The organism is Litoribaculum gwangyangense (genome assembly GCF_039543505.1).
Lineage (GTDB): Bacteria > Bacteroidota > Bacteroidia > Flavobacteriales > Flavobacteriaceae > Litoribaculum > Litoribaculum gwangyangense.
The window spans coordinates 172,385-189,750 of the sequence record NZ_BAABJW010000003.1 but is presented as its reverse complement, the minus strand read 5'-3'; the positions used below and the strand labels follow the sequence as shown (position 1 = coordinate 189,750).

Below are 17,366 nucleotides of genomic sequence, written 5' to 3'. Positions count from 1 at the left end.
AATTAACCACTTTAATGAATAACAAAAGTATGAAAAAAGTACTTAGGTTGAAGAAACATAATTCCTTGACCCTAAAATTTGATTTAAAAATGAAGCTCACCACACTTCTGCTGATAGTTTCCCTTTTCCAACTTCAGGCGAACGAATCTTATGCTCAAAAAACCAAATTAACCATCGATCTTCAAAATGTAGCTCTGGAAAAAGTTTTAGATGAGATTGAGTCTATAAGTGAGTTTAAATTTATTTATAAAGACAAGGAATTAGACTATCAAAGAATAGTTTCCATCAAGGCTAAAAAAGAAAATATAGCATCCATATTAAATAGATTGCTTGAGGAGTTTAATGTTGGATTTAGTATCATTGATAGACAAATAATTATCAAGCCTAATGAAAACCCAAAAGCAAACAATATCCAAAAAGCTTCAACAAAAATCGATATCTTTCAGGATTTCGTTGTTTCTGGTATTGTATCAGATGTAAATGGTCAACCACTACCAGGCGCTAACATCATTGAAAAGGGTACAAATAATGGCACACTAACTGACTTTGATGGAAATTATTACATCACTTTAAAAACTTCAAATACAACGCTTGTTATTTCTTATTTGGGTTATCAAACACAAGAAATTTCAATTAATGGTCAAGATACAGTTAACGTGGTTTTAATTGAGGATACTACAAGCCTTGATGAAATTATTGTAGTGGGTTATGGTGCTCAAAAAAAGGTAACGGTCACAGGTGCTGTTTCTGATATAAAGACTGAAGAAATACAGGAATCTAAAACAGCTAATTTAGCAAACAATCTTACGGGAAGAATTCCTGGTTTGGTTATTAATTCTAGAGGTGGTGAACCTGGGAGGGATAATATTAGTGTTCGTATAAGAGGTATTGGTACCACGGGTAATACTGACCCTTTGTATGTTATTGATGGAATTCCTAACAGGGGAAGTTTTGAAAGGCTTAATCCTGATGACATAGAAAGTATATCCATATTGAAAGATGCTTCAGCGGCTATTTATGGTGCGCAAGCAGCGAATGGCGTAATATTGATTACTACCAAACGAGGTAAAAAAGGTAAAACTACTTTCAATTACAATCAAAGTTATTCCATAGCGCAACCCACAAGAAGACCTTTCCTTATGAATGCTCAGCAATATTTAACATGGATTGATGAGGTAAATGAGCGTAACAATAGACCTACTGAGTTTGAGGATATTATAAGGGAATATAGAGATGGATCGATAGATTCGTCGGTTTGGGGAGATACTGATTGGTGGGATGTTGTTACTGATACTTGGACGCCTCAGATACAACATGGCTTAAATGTTAGCGGAGGAGGGGATACCACACAATTTTATTTATCAGGTCAGTTTTTAAATCAAGATGCCATTTATAAAGGTGATGCCTATGGTTATAAGCAATATAATATTCGTTCTAATATTGACACCCAGCTATCAGAAAACTTAAAATTGACATTTGATTTATCCGGGCGTATTGGTGACAATAACAGTCCAACATTAGACACCGATGGTTTAATAAGACAAATATTTGTTCAAGCTCCCTATGAATTTCCATATTTTGAGAATGGACTAATTAAAAAAACCTCAACAGGTAATCCAGTAAGTTTGGTTAATGGTAATAGTGGCAGTAGAGAAACAAAAACCAAAAAATTTGATTCTAGATTTGCCTTGAGATGGGATTTGCCTTTCATAACGAAAGGTTTGTATGCAAATGGTTACGCTGCAATCGATTTTTACACTACCACCAGAAAAGACTTATCTAAACCCTTTGACCAATACGAATTTGATGAAGTTACAGGAGAGTACATTAATTTAAAATTTCAAACGGGGAATATTTCATTGTTTCAGCAATATAGTGAGGAACTAAACAAAACTTTCCACTTTAAAATTGGTTACGACCACAGGTTTGGTAAGCATGCGATTAATGCCTTTGCAGCTTATGAACAATACGAGCAACAAGGTGAGTACTTTACTGCTAGAAGGCAAAATTTAATATCTGAAGATATTCCTTTTCTTTTCAGTGGTTCAGATGATAATCAACAAATTGATGGTAGAGGGTATCAAGCCGCAAGACAAAATTATTTTGGCAGAATTAATTACGGTTTTGATGATAAGTATTTAGTTGATATAACCATGAGATATGATGGTTCGGCAAATTTTGCCAAGGGTCAACGGTTTGGGTTTTTCCCTGCTATGTCATTGGGTTGGAGAGTATCGCAGGAGAAATACTTTAAAAGCGAGCTGATAACCGAATTGAAATTAAGAGCATCATGGGGTCTTTTAGGAAACGATAGGGTGAATAATTTTCAATACCTTCAGATATACAATATTGGAAATTCCTATGTTTTTGGAGAAAACCCTTTAAGAACAAATGGATTAACACCTAGTACAACTCCAAATCCCAACATTACCTGGGAAACCTCTCAAAAGTTTAATTTTGGTGTAGATTTAAGATTTAAAAAAGCACTACTGGAAGGTAGTATTGATGTCTTTTATGAAAAGCGCTCAGATATATTAGCTCCAAGGAACGCTTCTGTTCCTGTTTTTTCTGGTTTAACCTTGCCTGATGAAAACATTGGTAAAGTATCCAACAGTGGTATTGAAGCCCAATTTACACACAAAAATCAAATTAAGGATTTTAACTATTCGATTGGTGGTCAATTCACTTTTGCCAAAAGTGAAATTATATTCATAGATGAACCACCGAATGTTCCAGAATGGCAACGTAGAACAGGAAGACCAGTAGATTTTATTCTATTGTATGAGGCCAATGGAATTTATCAAAATCAAGAAGAAGTAGATAATTCAGTTAGTTTTCCTGATGCACAGCCTGGAGATGTGAGGATTGTTGACCAAAATGGTGATGGTGTTTTAAATGAACAGGATCAAATTATTTTGGAAAATTCACCTACACCAAAGATTGTATATGGTATAACTTTAGGAATGGAGTGGAAAGGTTTTGCTTTAAATACCTTACTTCAAGGACAGGGACAGGCTCAAACAATTTACAGGCCTTTCGATATCAACCAACAAGCTGCTTTCTATGAAGATAGATGGAGGTCAGAGTTGAGGTCACCTAATGCCATTTATCCTGCGGCATTTGATACAGCTAGTAGTAGTTTTCGTGAGGTATCAACGGTTTGGGTAAGAAACAATTCATTCTTGAGATTAAAGAATGTTGAATTGTCCTATTCATTCAACCAAAAACTTTTGGATCAATTGGGATTGAATAGTTTAAGATTATTTGTAGCAGGACATAATCTTTTGATCATCCACGATAACGTAAAGATTAATGATCCAGAAAGCAGTTCCTCGACAGGTTGGTTTTATCCCCAGCAAAGGCTTTTATCAACAGGTATCAACTTAACATTTTAATGAAAAAGAAAATGAAAAGATTAAAACAAATATTAATTTCTGCAATAATCATAGTGTCATCTTCTGGTTGTAATAATGATTTCTTGGATTTAAAGCCACAAGATGCGGTATCAGAAGCCAATGTTTGGCAAGATTTGAACTTAATTGAGCTTTATGTAAACGATAGGTATAACGAACTACCTCATGGTTTTCCACAATGGGCAGGGGGCTTACGGATGACTGGAATTACCGATGAAAGTTACCACATGCATGAAGCCAGATTTTTAGATAAATATACCCAAGGCGGATTAACGTCTGGTTCTTTAAACATGTATTATTTCAATGGTTTTTGGCTAGATGCCTATTCAGCTATTCGAAATAATAATATTTTTCTTGAGAATATTGCTTTATACTCTGGAGAAGAGGTTGAAAGAGTTAAACAACTTACCGCAGAGATTCGGTTTTTAAGGGCATACTTTTATACTGAACTTATTTCAAGATATGGCGGAGTGCCCTTAATTAAAGAAACTTTTAGTTTAGATTCCAATTTTGATGTTCCTAGAGCTTCTTTTGAAGAATGTGTGGAGTTTATAGTTGAGGAATTAGATTTGGCAATCCAAGATTTGCCAAATAAAAATGAAGCTGTTGAATTGGAATTTGGAAGAATTACCAAAGGTGCTGCAATAGGATTGAAAATACGTGCTTTATTGTTCGATGCTAGCCCGTTATTTAATATTTCAAATGACCAATCCAAATGGCAATTGGTTTCCGATGCCTGTGAGGAGTTATTCAATCTTAGTCAATATAGCTTATCAACAGATTACAAAGGTCTTTTCTTAAATGCAATGGACCCTGAGGTTATCTTTTTTAAACAATTTATTGACCAGTATGGATTTGAACTAGTAGATGTTTTATCAGATTTCTATTTTCACTATAGAGGTGGACATAGCATTGATGAATGGCGTTTTCCAAATGGTGACGGGGGTTGGATAAGTGAAAATCCAAGGCAAGAGTTTATAGACCAATACGAAACTACATCAGGAGTCATTCCAGTATTAGGTTACACAGGTACTAATCCAAATAATTTAACTCCAATTATCAATCCAAATGCCACGAACTACAATCCAGGTAATCCTTATCAAAACAGGGATCCTCGATTAAGATATTCTGTTCTTTATGACGGCACTGTCTTTAAGGGTAGACAACTCGAGTTTTGGAATGGTGGAAAAGACAGTAGAAATACGGATGTTGATTTTTGGTGGAATGGAAGCGTACTGGGATATGGTATTAGAAAATCCTTAGATGAAAGTTGGGAGCTGAATGCCGGCGTTGCAAGTGACCAACCTTGGATTTACATGAGGCTGGCAGAATTCTATCTTACCTATGCTGAAGCTCAGTATCATCTCAATAATTTTTCTACTGCAGTTGAGTATGTGAATCGCGTGAGAAGTAGAACAGGTGTTAATATGCCACCCATCAATGCCTCAGGGGATTTATTGGCGAAAATCAAGCATGAAAGAAAAATAGAATTGGCTTTTGAAGGTAATAGATGGTACGATGCTAGAAGATGGATGGACGCAGAAAACGATTTTGCAAAGGACATTGTTGGGGTAGAGGTTGTCAGAAACCCATCTAACGGCTCAAAGTCTTATAGATATTTTTATTTCGAGGGAGGTACGGGAAAGAGAAGCTTTCCAGCGTATCATTATCTATGGCCAATACCCATTGAGGAGATTCTAAAAAGTAATTTGGAGCAAAACCCCGGCTATAATTAATTACTAGGTAACTATGAAAACAATAAATAATACTGATTTATTTAAAAACATAGCCTTGAAAATGCTTTTTGTTATAGCTGTTTTGTTGCTATCAACTATTGCTTGTAGCAGTAATGATAAAATTCAAGATATTGTTGAAAATGACCCAGATTATAATATTTCTGATTACCCCAAGAATGATATTTTTTTTCTTCCAAATTTAACTGAACCAACGCATTATCCCGGTATTGCCATATATACTGCGGATATGGGTAAGGAGAGAAACACTGAAGTTAATTCGGAGTGGGTCATTAGAAACAGTCAGTTTAGTAAGGTATCTTCAGAAATTTTAAGGAATGGCTTCAACGCGATGCATAAAATATCATTTGAAGGTTTTAATAGCGGCAGTGATTATATGGAATTTGTTGTTGCCATTCATGGTAAACTTATAAATAGAGTACCAGTACCTATGGAATTCTTACAGAATTTAAAAGGTCTTAGCTTTAGAGCGGTAAGCTATGAAGTACCAATTAAGTTAACTCTTGAAGCATTTGATATTTCAGGTAACTTATTGAAAAGTGAGGAATTTGATATAACTACAGATCAAATGAGGTCATACACCATGACTCTTAACGACCATGGCTTACATCATTTATCATTTAAAATTGAAGGAAATAAACAAAACCTGTCAATTTTTAAGAAAGGGGCATTGGGGATTGATGATATTTATTTGAACAACGGAACTACCTCACCATACCAGCCACCACCAAGCGATGCTCAATTTGTAGAATGGCTAAAAAAGGCAAGCATAAACTATTTTTTATGGAATTACAGAGATGTTGGCAATGGTAGAGGTATTGTATTAGAAGCAAGTGATGATGCGTCGAGAGTATCTTTATCAGGAATGGGTTATGCCTATGCTATTTACATTTTGGCTGAAAATGATAATATTATCGATTCGCAAACATCAAGGACTAGAATTTTGTCGATGCTTAGATGGCAACAAGCACAAAATTGGTTCAATGGTTCTGGAGGTATTTATGGTTTTCCGTTGCACTATTATAATGCTGATGGTAGTGGCCTTTTCCAAGGTGATGCTGCAGCGGTCAGCACTATTGATTGGGCAATTTGTGCTGCTGGTATTAGAACCGTAAAACAAAAATTCGCAAATGACATAGAAATCGTAACAATATGCAATGAGTTGTTGAATAGGCCTATGTGGGAAGAATCAATCTATACTAATGCGAACGACTCGTATAGATTTGGTAGGATTGTAAAAGGAATAAATGCTGTTAACGGGCAAAAGAATGGACAGGTTTGGGCAGATGCTTTTTCAGAAGAAACAGAATTAATCTATTTAGAAGCTTTAGCCTCTGGAAAGGTAAATAATCTAGATTTAAATAGAATTTATAGAGAATATAAAAATGGTTATCATGTAAGTTGGTTTGGAGCTGGCTTTACTTATAATTGGATGCAACTTTGGACAGGTTCTGTTGAACCTTATAAAGGTAATAGTATTTCAGCATTCAATAATGACGCACAAACATCTGAGTCAAAATTCAATATGACTTTAATGGGCTTAACTGCTTGCCAAACATTATCCAGTGTTGAAAATAATGGATTTATTAATTGGAAAAAATACATCAGCAACCAAGGCTCTTTGGTGTCAGGGGCCAATACTAATGAAGTCATTCAAATATCACCTGCACCTTATGGCGCAGCTTTGGCATTGCCTTTTAGTCCTTCGAAGTCCATACAGGCTTTAAGATCGTATGCCGATTTAGGGTATTATCATCCTTTGCTGGGACTACCTGATAATGTTAGAATTAATGATTTGCCAACAAATCTTAATGTTCCCGTACCAAATTGGAATCCTTTTGATATCAACATAGGTCCTATAGCCATGGCGATAGATCAATACCAACAAAACATTATTTCTAATTATTATATGAATGATTCTGCTATTGCAAACAGCTTACAGAGCTTAATACAATCATTTTAAAAAAAAACTATAAAAATGAAAACAAAAATTTTAACCTTAACTCTAGCCTTAGCCTTTTTATTTGGCTGCGAAGAAACCCATAATTATCCTGATGAAATAGTTTTTGATCCTGATGTCAGTAGTGAACAAACTAATCTGGGGCAAGAGATTACTTTTACCGATTATTCTACTGGTGTTGTTTCTAGGAAATGGACATTTCCAAGTGGTTCACCAGCTACTTCTACTGATAAAGAAGTGAATGTGAGTTTCTCGGAAGTTGGATTAATTACATGTACTATTGAGAATACATTTTCTGATGGTATTACCGAATCTAAAGATATTTTTGTTCAAGTTGGAAGCGGTCTTATAAACTTTAATGTCAGTGCTTTTCAAACAAGTGCCAACGAACCAATAGTTTTTAAAGACAATTCCAACAGTGTTGCTTCAAGAATATGGACATTTCCAGGAGGTTCACCATCAAGTTCAACAGATGACGAAGTAAGTGTGACTTTCTCTCAAGAGGGCCCTGTTGAATGTATGCTTGAAGTCACATTTTTAAATGGCATTACAGATACTCAAACCATAAATATTCAGGTGGGAACCGAACAATACGTTAGATCTGTTTTTGGTTTTGAAAATTTGGAGTTGGCGGCTGATACTTGGGAAGGATGGATATCAAATGGCACTGATGCCATGGTTTTTAGTATTGAGAATTCGCCAGGTGAAGGTGCTAATGGAACCGATGGTTTTGCAAAAATTGTTATCAATCAGGCAAATATAGAATCACAACTATTCACTAAAGGAAAAAATGGTTTTCCAAATGCAGTTTTGCAAAGTAATAAGACCTATGAATTCAGTTTTTGGATTAAAAGTGAAGATTTCAATCGAGTTACTGCAGCTGAGGTGACCAATGAAAGCGACAAGCAATCATGGCGAAATTTCGCATGGTATAGCCCGATACCTGAGGTTACAAGTGAGTGGTCTTTTAAAACAATTACTTTTCAAACAGGGGACCTTACTCAAGTTTACTCTGAGGGCAAGGCCAATAATGCATGGACACAGTTTAAGTTTATACAACCCGGATTGGGAACTATATATATTGATGAGATATCGCTAAAAGAGTCTCAATAATTAATTATTAATTAAATTATAAACAACTGTAAATCAAATACATAAGATTTTCAGGGTGGAGATTTATGTCAAAAATCAAAAAAACTAAATATTAAAAACTAATTAATGTCTAATCTAAATATCAAAATTATGAAATCAAAAATTACATTTTTACTTTGTTTAATTGCCGTTATGTTGTCTATGATGGTAGATGCCCAAACATACGTTTATAACGAATCAACTTCTTCAGGGATGTTCTTCGAATCTCCAAACGGTGGGGAGGTTTCCAATCCACTCTCAGATGCTGTAAATTCCAGTGCTAACTGTGCGTTTTCTGGTACCGATAATCCTTTTCCTTGGTTGGAAATTCAGTATTTCCCAAACTATACCCCTGTTTCAGGTGACAAGCTTTTCTTATCTGTTTATAACCCGAATTCATCTCCAGGTGCACAAGTTCAATTTAATGATGGCGCATATTTTGGAGGTAATATATCGTATTCTGGCTCTGGGTGGCAAGAATATGTTATTGCACTTGATGATGAGATAGGTAATTCAATAACAAAGATTACACTATACCCGACTGAGGGAACATCAATAGGGGTTTATGTAGACAACATTTACTTTGGGCAAAACTCAGTATTAGCTCCTGCCGAAAATCCAATAGTTTATGATGAGACAGAATCATCTGGTATGTTTTTCGAATCTCCAAATGGGGCAGAAGTTTCAAATCCTCTATCTGATGCTGTTAATTCCAGTGCAAATTGTGCATTTTCAGGCACGACTAATCCTTTTCCATGGTTGGAAATTCAATATTTTCCAACGTACACTCCCGTAGCTGGTGATAAACTTTTCTTCTCAGTTTATAATCCTAATAGTTCTCCAGGAGCACAAGTTCAATTTAATGACGGTGCATATTTTGGTGGTAATATAACATATTCAGGCACAGGCTGGCAAGAGTATAGTATAACACTTGATGACGAGATAGGCAACACAATGACAAAGATAACTTTATACCCAACGGAGGGCACTTCAATAGGGGTTTATGTGGATAATATATATTTTGGACAGTCTTCAACATTAAGTAATAAGTCATTTACAAAATTTGAAGAAGTAGTATTTTTTGATAAATCTGGAAAAATCAATTTTGCCAAGGATCAAATCAATACATCATTAAAAGTTTTTGATATGCTTGGTAGATTGATTTTGGATGAAACTATTCAAGGAAAAACATCTTCCAAAGCTGTTAGCAATGAAGGAATTTACATTTTACAAATTGAGAAAGATGATGTTCGTGGAGTGAAGAAAATATTCTTTCAATAGTTTTAGTTTAGTTAAGGTAAAACTCACCAATTATGGTGAGTTTTATTTTTCAATAAATTTTTGTTAAACATAGAATTTAGTTATGAAATTATATAGAATACTACTAGTTATAATGACTATAAGTTGCCAAGTTATAGCTCAAAATACACCTAACTTACAAAAAAAGGGAACTGCAACTCAACTTATGGTTAATAATGAACCATTTCTGATGATTGCTGGAGAGGTTCATAATTCCTCGGCTTCAACAATTGAGTATATGGAGCCTCTTTTTCCAAAGTTGAAAAAGATGAATCTAAATTCGGTTTTTGTAACACTTGCCTGGGAACAATTTGAGCCAGAGGAAGGTGTTTTTGATTACTCATTAGTTGACGCAATTATCGATAACGCAAGTAAAAATAATCTAAAAGTTTGTTTACTATGGTTTGCAAGTTGGAAGAATGGAGAATCAAGTTATGCGCCTATGTGGGTAAAAAAAGACACTAAACGCTTTTTTAGAGTAAAAACCAAAGAAGGCAACGAAATTGAAACTTTATCCCCATTCTGTGAGGCAACAAAAAAAGCGGATGCAAAAGCATTTGCTCAGTTAATGCAGCATATTAAAGAAGTAGACAAAGATCAGACAGTAATCTTAATGCAACCGCAAAATGAAGTAGGGATGTTTCAAGATATTGATTATAATACCATTTCCTTGAAATTATATGAACAAACTGTGCCAAGCGAATTAATTAATTATTTAAAGAAAAATAAAAAAAATCTAGATACTTATGTAAGAGATGCTTGGTCCGAATCTAATTTTAAAACACAGGGGACTTGGAAAGAACTTTTTGGTGATACATCAGAGTCAAAAGCATTTTTTACCACTTGGCAATACGCAACGTATATAAACTTTGTGGCTAAAGCAGGCCGTGAGCAGTATAATTTACCCATGATGGTTAATGCATGGATAGTTCAGAAATCTGAAGACTTACCCGGGGTGTATCCAAATGGTGGCCCGGTTTCAAGGGTTATGGATATTTGGAAAGCTGCTGCACCAGACATAGATATTCAGTCGCCTGACATTTACTTACCAAACTTCAAGGAAATTGTAGCTATGTACCATAGAGATGATAATCCTTTATTGGTACCAGAATCTAAAGCTGAGGTAGGAAGAGCCTATTATGCTTTTGGAGAACATGATGCGATTTGTTTCTCTCCTTTTGGAATAGAAGATGCTGCTGATAATTTTGTGTTTACAAAATCGTATGAAGTTCTCAATGAAGTTGAACATTTAATAAAAGATTACCAAGGCACTGGTAACATGAGGGCCGTACTTCAAGAAGGCAGCGAGACTTATAATGATATTTATTTAGGTGATTACAAGATCAAAGTCATGTATGAAAAACCAAATAAACCTTCTTTTGGTATTATCATTCAATCTGGTATCGATGAGTTTATAGTTATAGGTATGAATATGTCTATGTATTTTTCTTCAGAGGTAAAAAATACCATTGGTTATATCGGTCAGGTATTTGAAGGCCGCTTTGAAAATAAAAAATGGATAACTACCCGCATGATGAATGGTGATGAAACCTATCATAATTCAAGATTAAGGGTATTTGGAAGAACTTATGTAACAAATGAAGATATCTTACAGACAACCAAAAAGGAAGGAGAACCTGATGCCTATTCGCCAGCTACTAAACAAAGTGTCGTTACACCTGGAGTTTATAAAGTAATTACTTATAAGCGCTAAATACCATCTAAAGATTAATTTAGAATTATATATCATTAATCTTTTAAAATCTCTTTAATTCAAATAATAAAGGTCCTACATTTTTCTGTTCGCTCTACTAGTTAAGTTTGTCCTTAAATGCTCAATAAATCACTTAATATAATTTACTATTTAAGTTTTTGAATAAGTCTTTTATTTGGTTTGAAGTCAGGTCTATTTGGTTCACAAAATAAAAACTTCAACCAATTTGGTTGAAGTTTTTTATTATTACAATCTTTATTAAATAAAATTTCTCTTTTCTAAATAATTTTTGGTTTCAATGAATTTTTAATTCATTTTCAAAACATGCATCTCCAATTTATTTAAATTTCCAAATATTACAGGCAAAAGACTCATTATTTAAATTATGAAGAAAATAAATTTTTTTTTATTTTTAATTAATTTACTTGTGATAATAATTTTAAATGTTCCTAAAAAAACTCTTTATCATATTTTTAATTTTGGGTTGTTACTTAGGAAATTCGCAAGTTTCACAAGACACAACAAAACTGGAATCATTAAGAACGCAATCTGGAGTAGATCCAACCAGGGTAATAACAAAGTTGGTATATTCAATATGGTACTATGATAAATCTGATAATAGATCTCAGATAAACAATAGGATAAATTTTACTGTCGGGGTCAATCGATGGAGTTTTGGATTAAAGCCAGAAATAATAACTACCAATAATGGCCAGTTGGATAGTAATTTTGAAACCAGAATGGGCGATCTACGATTTTCCATCCTAAATGCTTTTTATGTAAAGAATAAACATGCACTTGCTGCGGCCGCAGAATTTACTTTACCAACAGGAGCAGTTGGTTTTGGGAATCAATATTTTTCAATGAACCCATCTTTAACATATTCCTACACGGTTAATACTAGTTTATTTTTTGCAATACAGCCTCAATATCTTTTCCATTTATCAAAAAATTTAAAGTATCCAACATTGAGCGTTTTTACCCTTAGGACTTTTTTGGCAAAATTTATGGCCTCTGGCTGGTTCTTTGTTTTCGAGCCCAGAATCATCAATGATTTTGAAAATAACAACTTCGACTTTGTGGTTGCGCCAATAGTAGGTAAATCACTGGGCGGCGGTTTTAACATTACCTCGGTTGCCGAGGTTCCCACTAAAAAAGAAACTATTAACAATAGAGGTCTTTTAATTCAATTAGGAATCACCAAAAACTTTTAATATATGAGAAAATTATTATATTCTTTCTTGCTATTTTCCGCAGTCTTTAGTACTGATTTGATTGCCCAAACTCCTTTGAATTTTAATGATTCAGACCCGGTAAAAATGGGGTGGATGCAAGGTTTTCCGCCACCTAAAGACAAAATTGTGTCTGCCATCGACGGTAGTTTCTTTAAATTTCCTGCATTACGTTATAGCGTTTGCCATATGCGTCAATTTATGCCAACTACAGTTGTGAAATCAACTACCGGTAAAACTTTTAAGTTTAAAGTTAGACTTGATAATAATATTGATGCCATTACATTTACTCCAACAAATGCTAATGGATTAATGACCTGGAAAGAGTCTTTAGAAAAAAATTATACTGATGGAATGCTTATTCTTCATAAGGGGAAAATAATTTATGAAAAGTATTTTGGTGAATTAAAGCCTGATGGACTCCATGCAGCAATGTCAGTAAGTAAAACCTTTACTGGTACCCTTGGAGGCTTATTAATTGAAGAGGGAGTTTTAGATGAAAATAAATTAGGGTCAGATTATATTCCAGAGTTAAAAGGCTCGGCCTTTGGAGATGCCACGATTAGGCAAATTTTAGACATGACAACTGGATTAAAATATAGCGAAGATTACTCCAACCCTAATGCAGAAATTTGGGCTTTTTCGGCTGCGGGTAATCCTTTTCCGAAACCACAATCATACAATGGACCTACCAATTATTATGATTATTTGAAAACGGTCCAAAAAGAAGGTGAACATGGGGAAGTTTTTGGATATAAAACAGTAAATACAGATGTCATGGGCTGGATAATTTCTAAAGTATCTGGAAAGAGCATTCCTGAGTTGCTTTCTGACAGGATTTGGAAACCACTTGGAACTCATTTTGATGGATATTATCAGATAGATGGTGCCGGGATTGCATTTGCCGGAGGTGGATTTAGCGCAAATATGAGGGATATGGCTATGTTTGGAGAAATGATTCGAAAAAAAGGATATTTCAATAAACAACAAATTCTTCCATCTGCACTCATTGATGACATTATGAAAGGGGGTGACAAGGAGGCATTTAAAAAATCTTCTTATGGTTCATTAAATTGGAGTTATCGAGATATGTGGTGGATAACTCACAACGAACACGGGTCATTTGCAGCAAGAGGAGTTCACGGTCAAACTATTTATATAGATCCAAAAGCAGAAATGGTTATTGTTAGGTTTTCCTCCCATCCTGAGGCCAAGAATTCTAAGATTGATCCAACTTCATTACCGGCATATCATGCTGTTGCAAAATACTTGATGAATAAGTAAATCCTAATAGGCATGATGAAGTTAACTATATTATATTGGTCAATTACTCTTTTATTGTTGGTAACCATCAACGGATTTTCACAAGAAGAATCAACAATTGACCAGGATTTTAAAATTGAAAAAGGGAGGTTTTATAGTTCCCTTACCTTTTCTTTGAATCAGAGAAAAGCTGAAAACGAAGACCAACTTTTAAGGCAAGTCTTAGATCAAGATAGATATACTTATAGAATAATAGGTAATGGAGGTTATGCAATAAAAGAAAACTTTACTTTAGGTTTATCAATTGGCTATGGTCAATCCCGTGAAGACATTACCTATTTAGGTGAAAGTGAAGAGAATATAAATTCTAAACGTCTTCAACGAGGCATTTCCTTTGTGCCAAATATGCGAAACTACATTCCCATTGGTAAAGGGAAATTGCAAATTCTTATTCAAACTGAACTAGGATTTACTTTTGGAGAATCTCTCCAAAGGATTTACTCATTAGATAATGTAGATAAAATTGAGGGTGATTTTTTAGAAATTCAACTCGGTGTAAGTCCAGGAGTGGCTCTTTTCTTTACCCGAAATTGGGCTTTTGAGACTAGAGTAAATGTAGCCGGATTATCAACTCGCATTGAAAAAGAAGTGGTAAATGATGATGTATCAAATAGAACGCGTATAGAACAAACTAACATCGACTTAAGATTGAATTTATTAGAGCTAAATCTCGGGGTTGCGTTTTATTTTTAGAAAATTATCAAATAAAAGTATATGCTTAAAATTATGAATTCCAATAAAATAACAATCGACATTAAAAGATTCAAAGTTTTTTTCATTTTGATGCTTTTAGGTTTTTTCTTTGTAGAATCATGTATAAGCGAGGATGAATTCGGTCTATCATCTTTTAAAGAAGTCAAAGCATTTCAATTGCCTGGTCAGGCAGGTTTAACATCGATTAATAAAGAACTGCGAAGTATAATAATTCCTATGAGTGAGGAAGCTCAACTAATTGATTTAATCCCATCAATTATAGAAATTTCTAACTTAGCCAATATTTCTCCCTCAAAAAATGAGCCTCAGAATTTTTTAGAGCCTGTGAGTTACACGGTGACAGCGGAAGATAATTCAACAGCTGTTTGGACAGTTACAGCAATACCCGCATTACCCAACCCTCAATTACCAAATAGCGATTTCGATTTATGGTATAATGTTGGAAGATATCAACAACCTGGAGAAAGCGCCGAAAACACGGTTTGGGGCACTGCAAACAGAGCTTTAGCCATAGCCGGAGACGCTAATACTAATCCTGAAGACCTCGGTGATGGTGATTTTGCAGCCCGACTTACTAGTGTTTCGGCGCCACTATTGGTAAGAATGGCGGCAGCGACCTTATTTACTGGAAAATTTACAGATAAATTCCCAAATCCAACAGATCCCAGATCCAATATAGATTTTGGTACGCCATTTAACGGACGGCCTAATGCTTTTAAGTTGGATTATATTTACATTCCTGGATCCTCATATGAGGATGCTGATGGAAATTTACTTTTGGGAGGTGATCAATGCGATATTTATGTTTTGTTGGAAAAAAGAGATGGTAATAATATTCAAAGGATTGGTACAGGTTGGTTTCGAAGTGGAATTGAAGTTGCTAATTGGGAGAATCTAGTAATAGATATAAAATATGGAGAATTAACACCTTCAGACCTAGAGTATGAATATGCAAATATTCAGGATGGTGAATCATGGGGTCTAGGATCTGCGACACCAACGCATATTACGGTCGTTTTTTCATCTAGTGCTTTGGGAGATTTTTTTACTGGTGCTATTGGAAGCGAATTATGGATAAATAATTTTGAACTTATTTATTGAGCCCTATGTAATAATCAAGATAGTAAAAACACTAAATCTTTATGAGATATGAATTTAATAGAAAAATGTATTAAAGCTTTTTATTGGCTAATTATAGTCGTTCTTTTTGTGATATTGGTTTATTCGTCTGCAGAGCTGATATTATTAGTAGTAAGAACAATGCTCAATAAAACATCCATTTTTGATTTTTCAACAAATGCAGTTGATGTTAAGAATTTATTCGTGCAACATGTGCAAGGGTTTATTGCTGGAATTCTTTTACTTACTATTATACTGGAACTAATTCAGTCGTTTTTCGTGTTTCTTAAATCGGAAGAGCATTCTAAATATCTCATTATAATTTATGAAATTGCCATGATAGCCATAGTAAGGCATCTATTTGCAATGGATTTTGAACATACTGATGGAATGAAGTTATTAGGTATATCAGTTTTAGTTTTGGTTTTAGGAGCGCTTAATTTTATAAACAAACCGTTTGTTATTAAAAGGATTTCTGGCAAAAAAACAAAATGAATAAAAGCTATTAAACTGAAATAAAAGGAAAAAGTTATGTTGAATATTTTTAAAGATAAGTTATTGGTTAAAAATTATTTACCATTTAATTTATTGCTTTTAACAATTCTTTTGTCTTTGAATTCTTGTTCCCTCGTTAAGATTGAAAGTGAACAGAAACCATTGGGACTTGTCGATCTGAATACCAGATTATTAACACAAGGTTTCGCTAATAATGCTATGGACAGAATAGAACAAGCTGCGGATAGTATTCATAATTTATCAAAAAAGGAGAAAAGCGTTCAACTAAACACACTGCATTGGAAAATACAAACATCTGAAGAATTAGGAAAAATTAGTTTTCAAACTGAGCCAAGGATAGCTTTGGTAGATACTTGGGCTTATTTTTTAGAAGTAAGAAATTCGCTCGAAAACCCTTATCTAGAGCAGGTTTTTGGGGCACATAAGCCAATAGCGCTTGATGCGGTTCATCAAAATATAGAAGAAATTCAAAAAATTGCTAAGAGTGTATTGAGTAAAGATGAGTTTAAAAGAATTAAAGAATTTGTGGAAGATTATGCTAATAACACACCTTTGTTATTGCAAAAGGAATTTAAGCATAAATCCGTAAGGCAATCCTATTTGGAGTTCAATAAAATACCTGATAGTATAGCGGTTCAAACTGTGGGAACCTTATCAGAAGTAGTTTCAGATGCTACCAACCGATTTGGTTATTATTCAGATGCTGCTGGTAAACGTTTCAATTGGAAATCAGAATTATTTTTAAAAGAAAAGGGACTTGACTCCTTAGATTTTGAGGCAAAATTGGCAGAAATTGACCGACAATTTCAACGCTTAATTGTTATAGCCGAGAGGTCTCCAGAAACTATTGAAAGAGCCATTAAAGAATTCAGAAATAATATTGGCCCCCTTTTTAGTAGCCTTAATTATGAAATAGAATCGGCTATGCGAAGTCTTTCTTCTGATGTTCAGTCGGTTGACGAAATAATACATAGGGAGCGGGTTGCTATAGATTCCATTATAAAAAGAGAGCGGATGGTTTTAACGGCCAAGGCTGATACATTGGTAGAATCTGGTGTTGAAAAAGCTATTGCCAGCATAGGAAAAACCTTAAGAAACTTGATAATGTACTTTATTTTACTCTTTATAGTAGTACTAGGATTACCATTTTATATAGGCTACTTAATAGGTAAACGTAAATCTTAAACTTAA

The 17,366-nt window shown here is 34.3% G+C and carries 12 protein-coding genes; all 12 read left to right on the top strand.

What is annotated here, in order from left to right:
• The first annotated feature begins 89 nt into the window (after positions 1–89).
• The 12 genes from ABD963_RS10380 to ABD963_RS10325 all read left to right on the top strand — a co-directional run bounded on the left by ABD963_RS10380 (position 90) and on the right by ABD963_RS10325 (position 17,360).
• On the top strand, positions 90–3,395 hold the full coding sequence (locus ABD963_RS10380) for a TonB-dependent receptor (RefSeq protein ID WP_345276901.1): 3,306 nt from the start codon (positions 90–92) through the stop codon (positions 3,393–3,395).
• A gap of 11 nt (positions 3,396–3,406) precedes the next feature.
• Positions 3,407–5,149, top strand: coding sequence for a RagB/SusD family nutrient uptake outer membrane protein (locus ABD963_RS10375; protein ID WP_345276900.1), 1,743 nt, complete (start codon positions 3,407–3,409; stop codon positions 5,147–5,149).
• A gap of 13 nt (positions 5,150–5,162) precedes the next feature.
• Positions 5,163–7,130, top strand: a complete 1,968-nt coding sequence (locus ABD963_RS10370) for a hypothetical protein (protein ID WP_345276899.1) — start codon at positions 5,163–5,165, stop codon at positions 7,128–7,130.
• 15 nt (positions 7,131–7,145) lie between these two features.
• The gene (locus tag ABD963_RS10365) at positions 7,146–8,240 is read left to right on the top strand and encodes a PKD domain-containing protein (RefSeq protein ID WP_345276898.1); all 1,095 of its coding nucleotides are present in this window, start codon (positions 7,146–7,148) and stop codon (positions 8,238–8,240) included.
• A 129-nt stretch (positions 8,241–8,369) separates the two neighbouring features.
• Positions 8,370–9,539, top strand: coding sequence for a T9SS type A sorting domain-containing protein (locus ABD963_RS10360; RefSeq protein WP_345276897.1), 1,170 nt, complete (start codon positions 8,370–8,372; stop codon positions 9,537–9,539).
• 82 nt (positions 9,540–9,621) lie between these two features.
• Entirely contained in the window at positions 9,622–11,271 is a 1,650-nt protein-coding gene (locus tag ABD963_RS10355; RefSeq protein ID WP_345276896.1) for a GH35 family beta-galactosidase, read from the top strand.
• Positions 11,272–11,714: 443 nt separating this feature from the next.
• Complete coding sequence (locus tag ABD963_RS10350) at positions 11,715–12,485, top strand: hypothetical protein (RefSeq protein WP_345276895.1); 771 nt, start codon at positions 11,715–11,717, stop codon at positions 12,483–12,485.
• A 3-nt stretch (positions 12,486–12,488) separates the two neighbouring features.
• Complete coding sequence (locus tag ABD963_RS10345; protein WP_345276894.1) at positions 12,489–13,787, top strand: serine hydrolase domain-containing protein; 1,299 nt, start codon at positions 12,489–12,491, stop codon at positions 13,785–13,787.
• Between the two features lie 12 nt (positions 13,788–13,799).
• Positions 13,800–14,519 (top strand): hypothetical protein, encoded by a 720-nt coding sequence (locus ABD963_RS10340; protein ID WP_345276893.1) that lies wholly within the window; start codon positions 13,800–13,802, stop codon positions 14,517–14,519.
• Between the two features lie 33 nt (positions 14,520–14,552).
• Positions 14,553–15,641 carry a PCMD domain-containing protein gene (locus ABD963_RS10335; RefSeq protein WP_345276892.1) on the top strand — a complete coding sequence of 363 codons (1,089 nt, stop codon included), beginning with the start codon at positions 14,553–14,555 and terminating at the stop codon, positions 15,639–15,641.
• A gap of 48 nt (positions 15,642–15,689) precedes the next feature.
• Complete coding sequence (locus tag ABD963_RS10330; RefSeq protein ID WP_345276891.1) at positions 15,690–16,154, top strand: phosphate-starvation-inducible PsiE family protein; 465 nt, start codon at positions 15,690–15,692, stop codon at positions 16,152–16,154.
• A gap of 36 nt (positions 16,155–16,190) precedes the next feature.
• Positions 16,191–17,360 carry a hypothetical protein gene (locus ABD963_RS10325; RefSeq protein ID WP_345276890.1) on the top strand — a complete coding sequence of 390 codons (1,170 nt, stop codon included), beginning with the start codon at positions 16,191–16,193 and terminating at the stop codon, positions 17,358–17,360.
• The last annotated feature ends 6 nt before the right edge of the window (positions 17,361–17,366 follow it).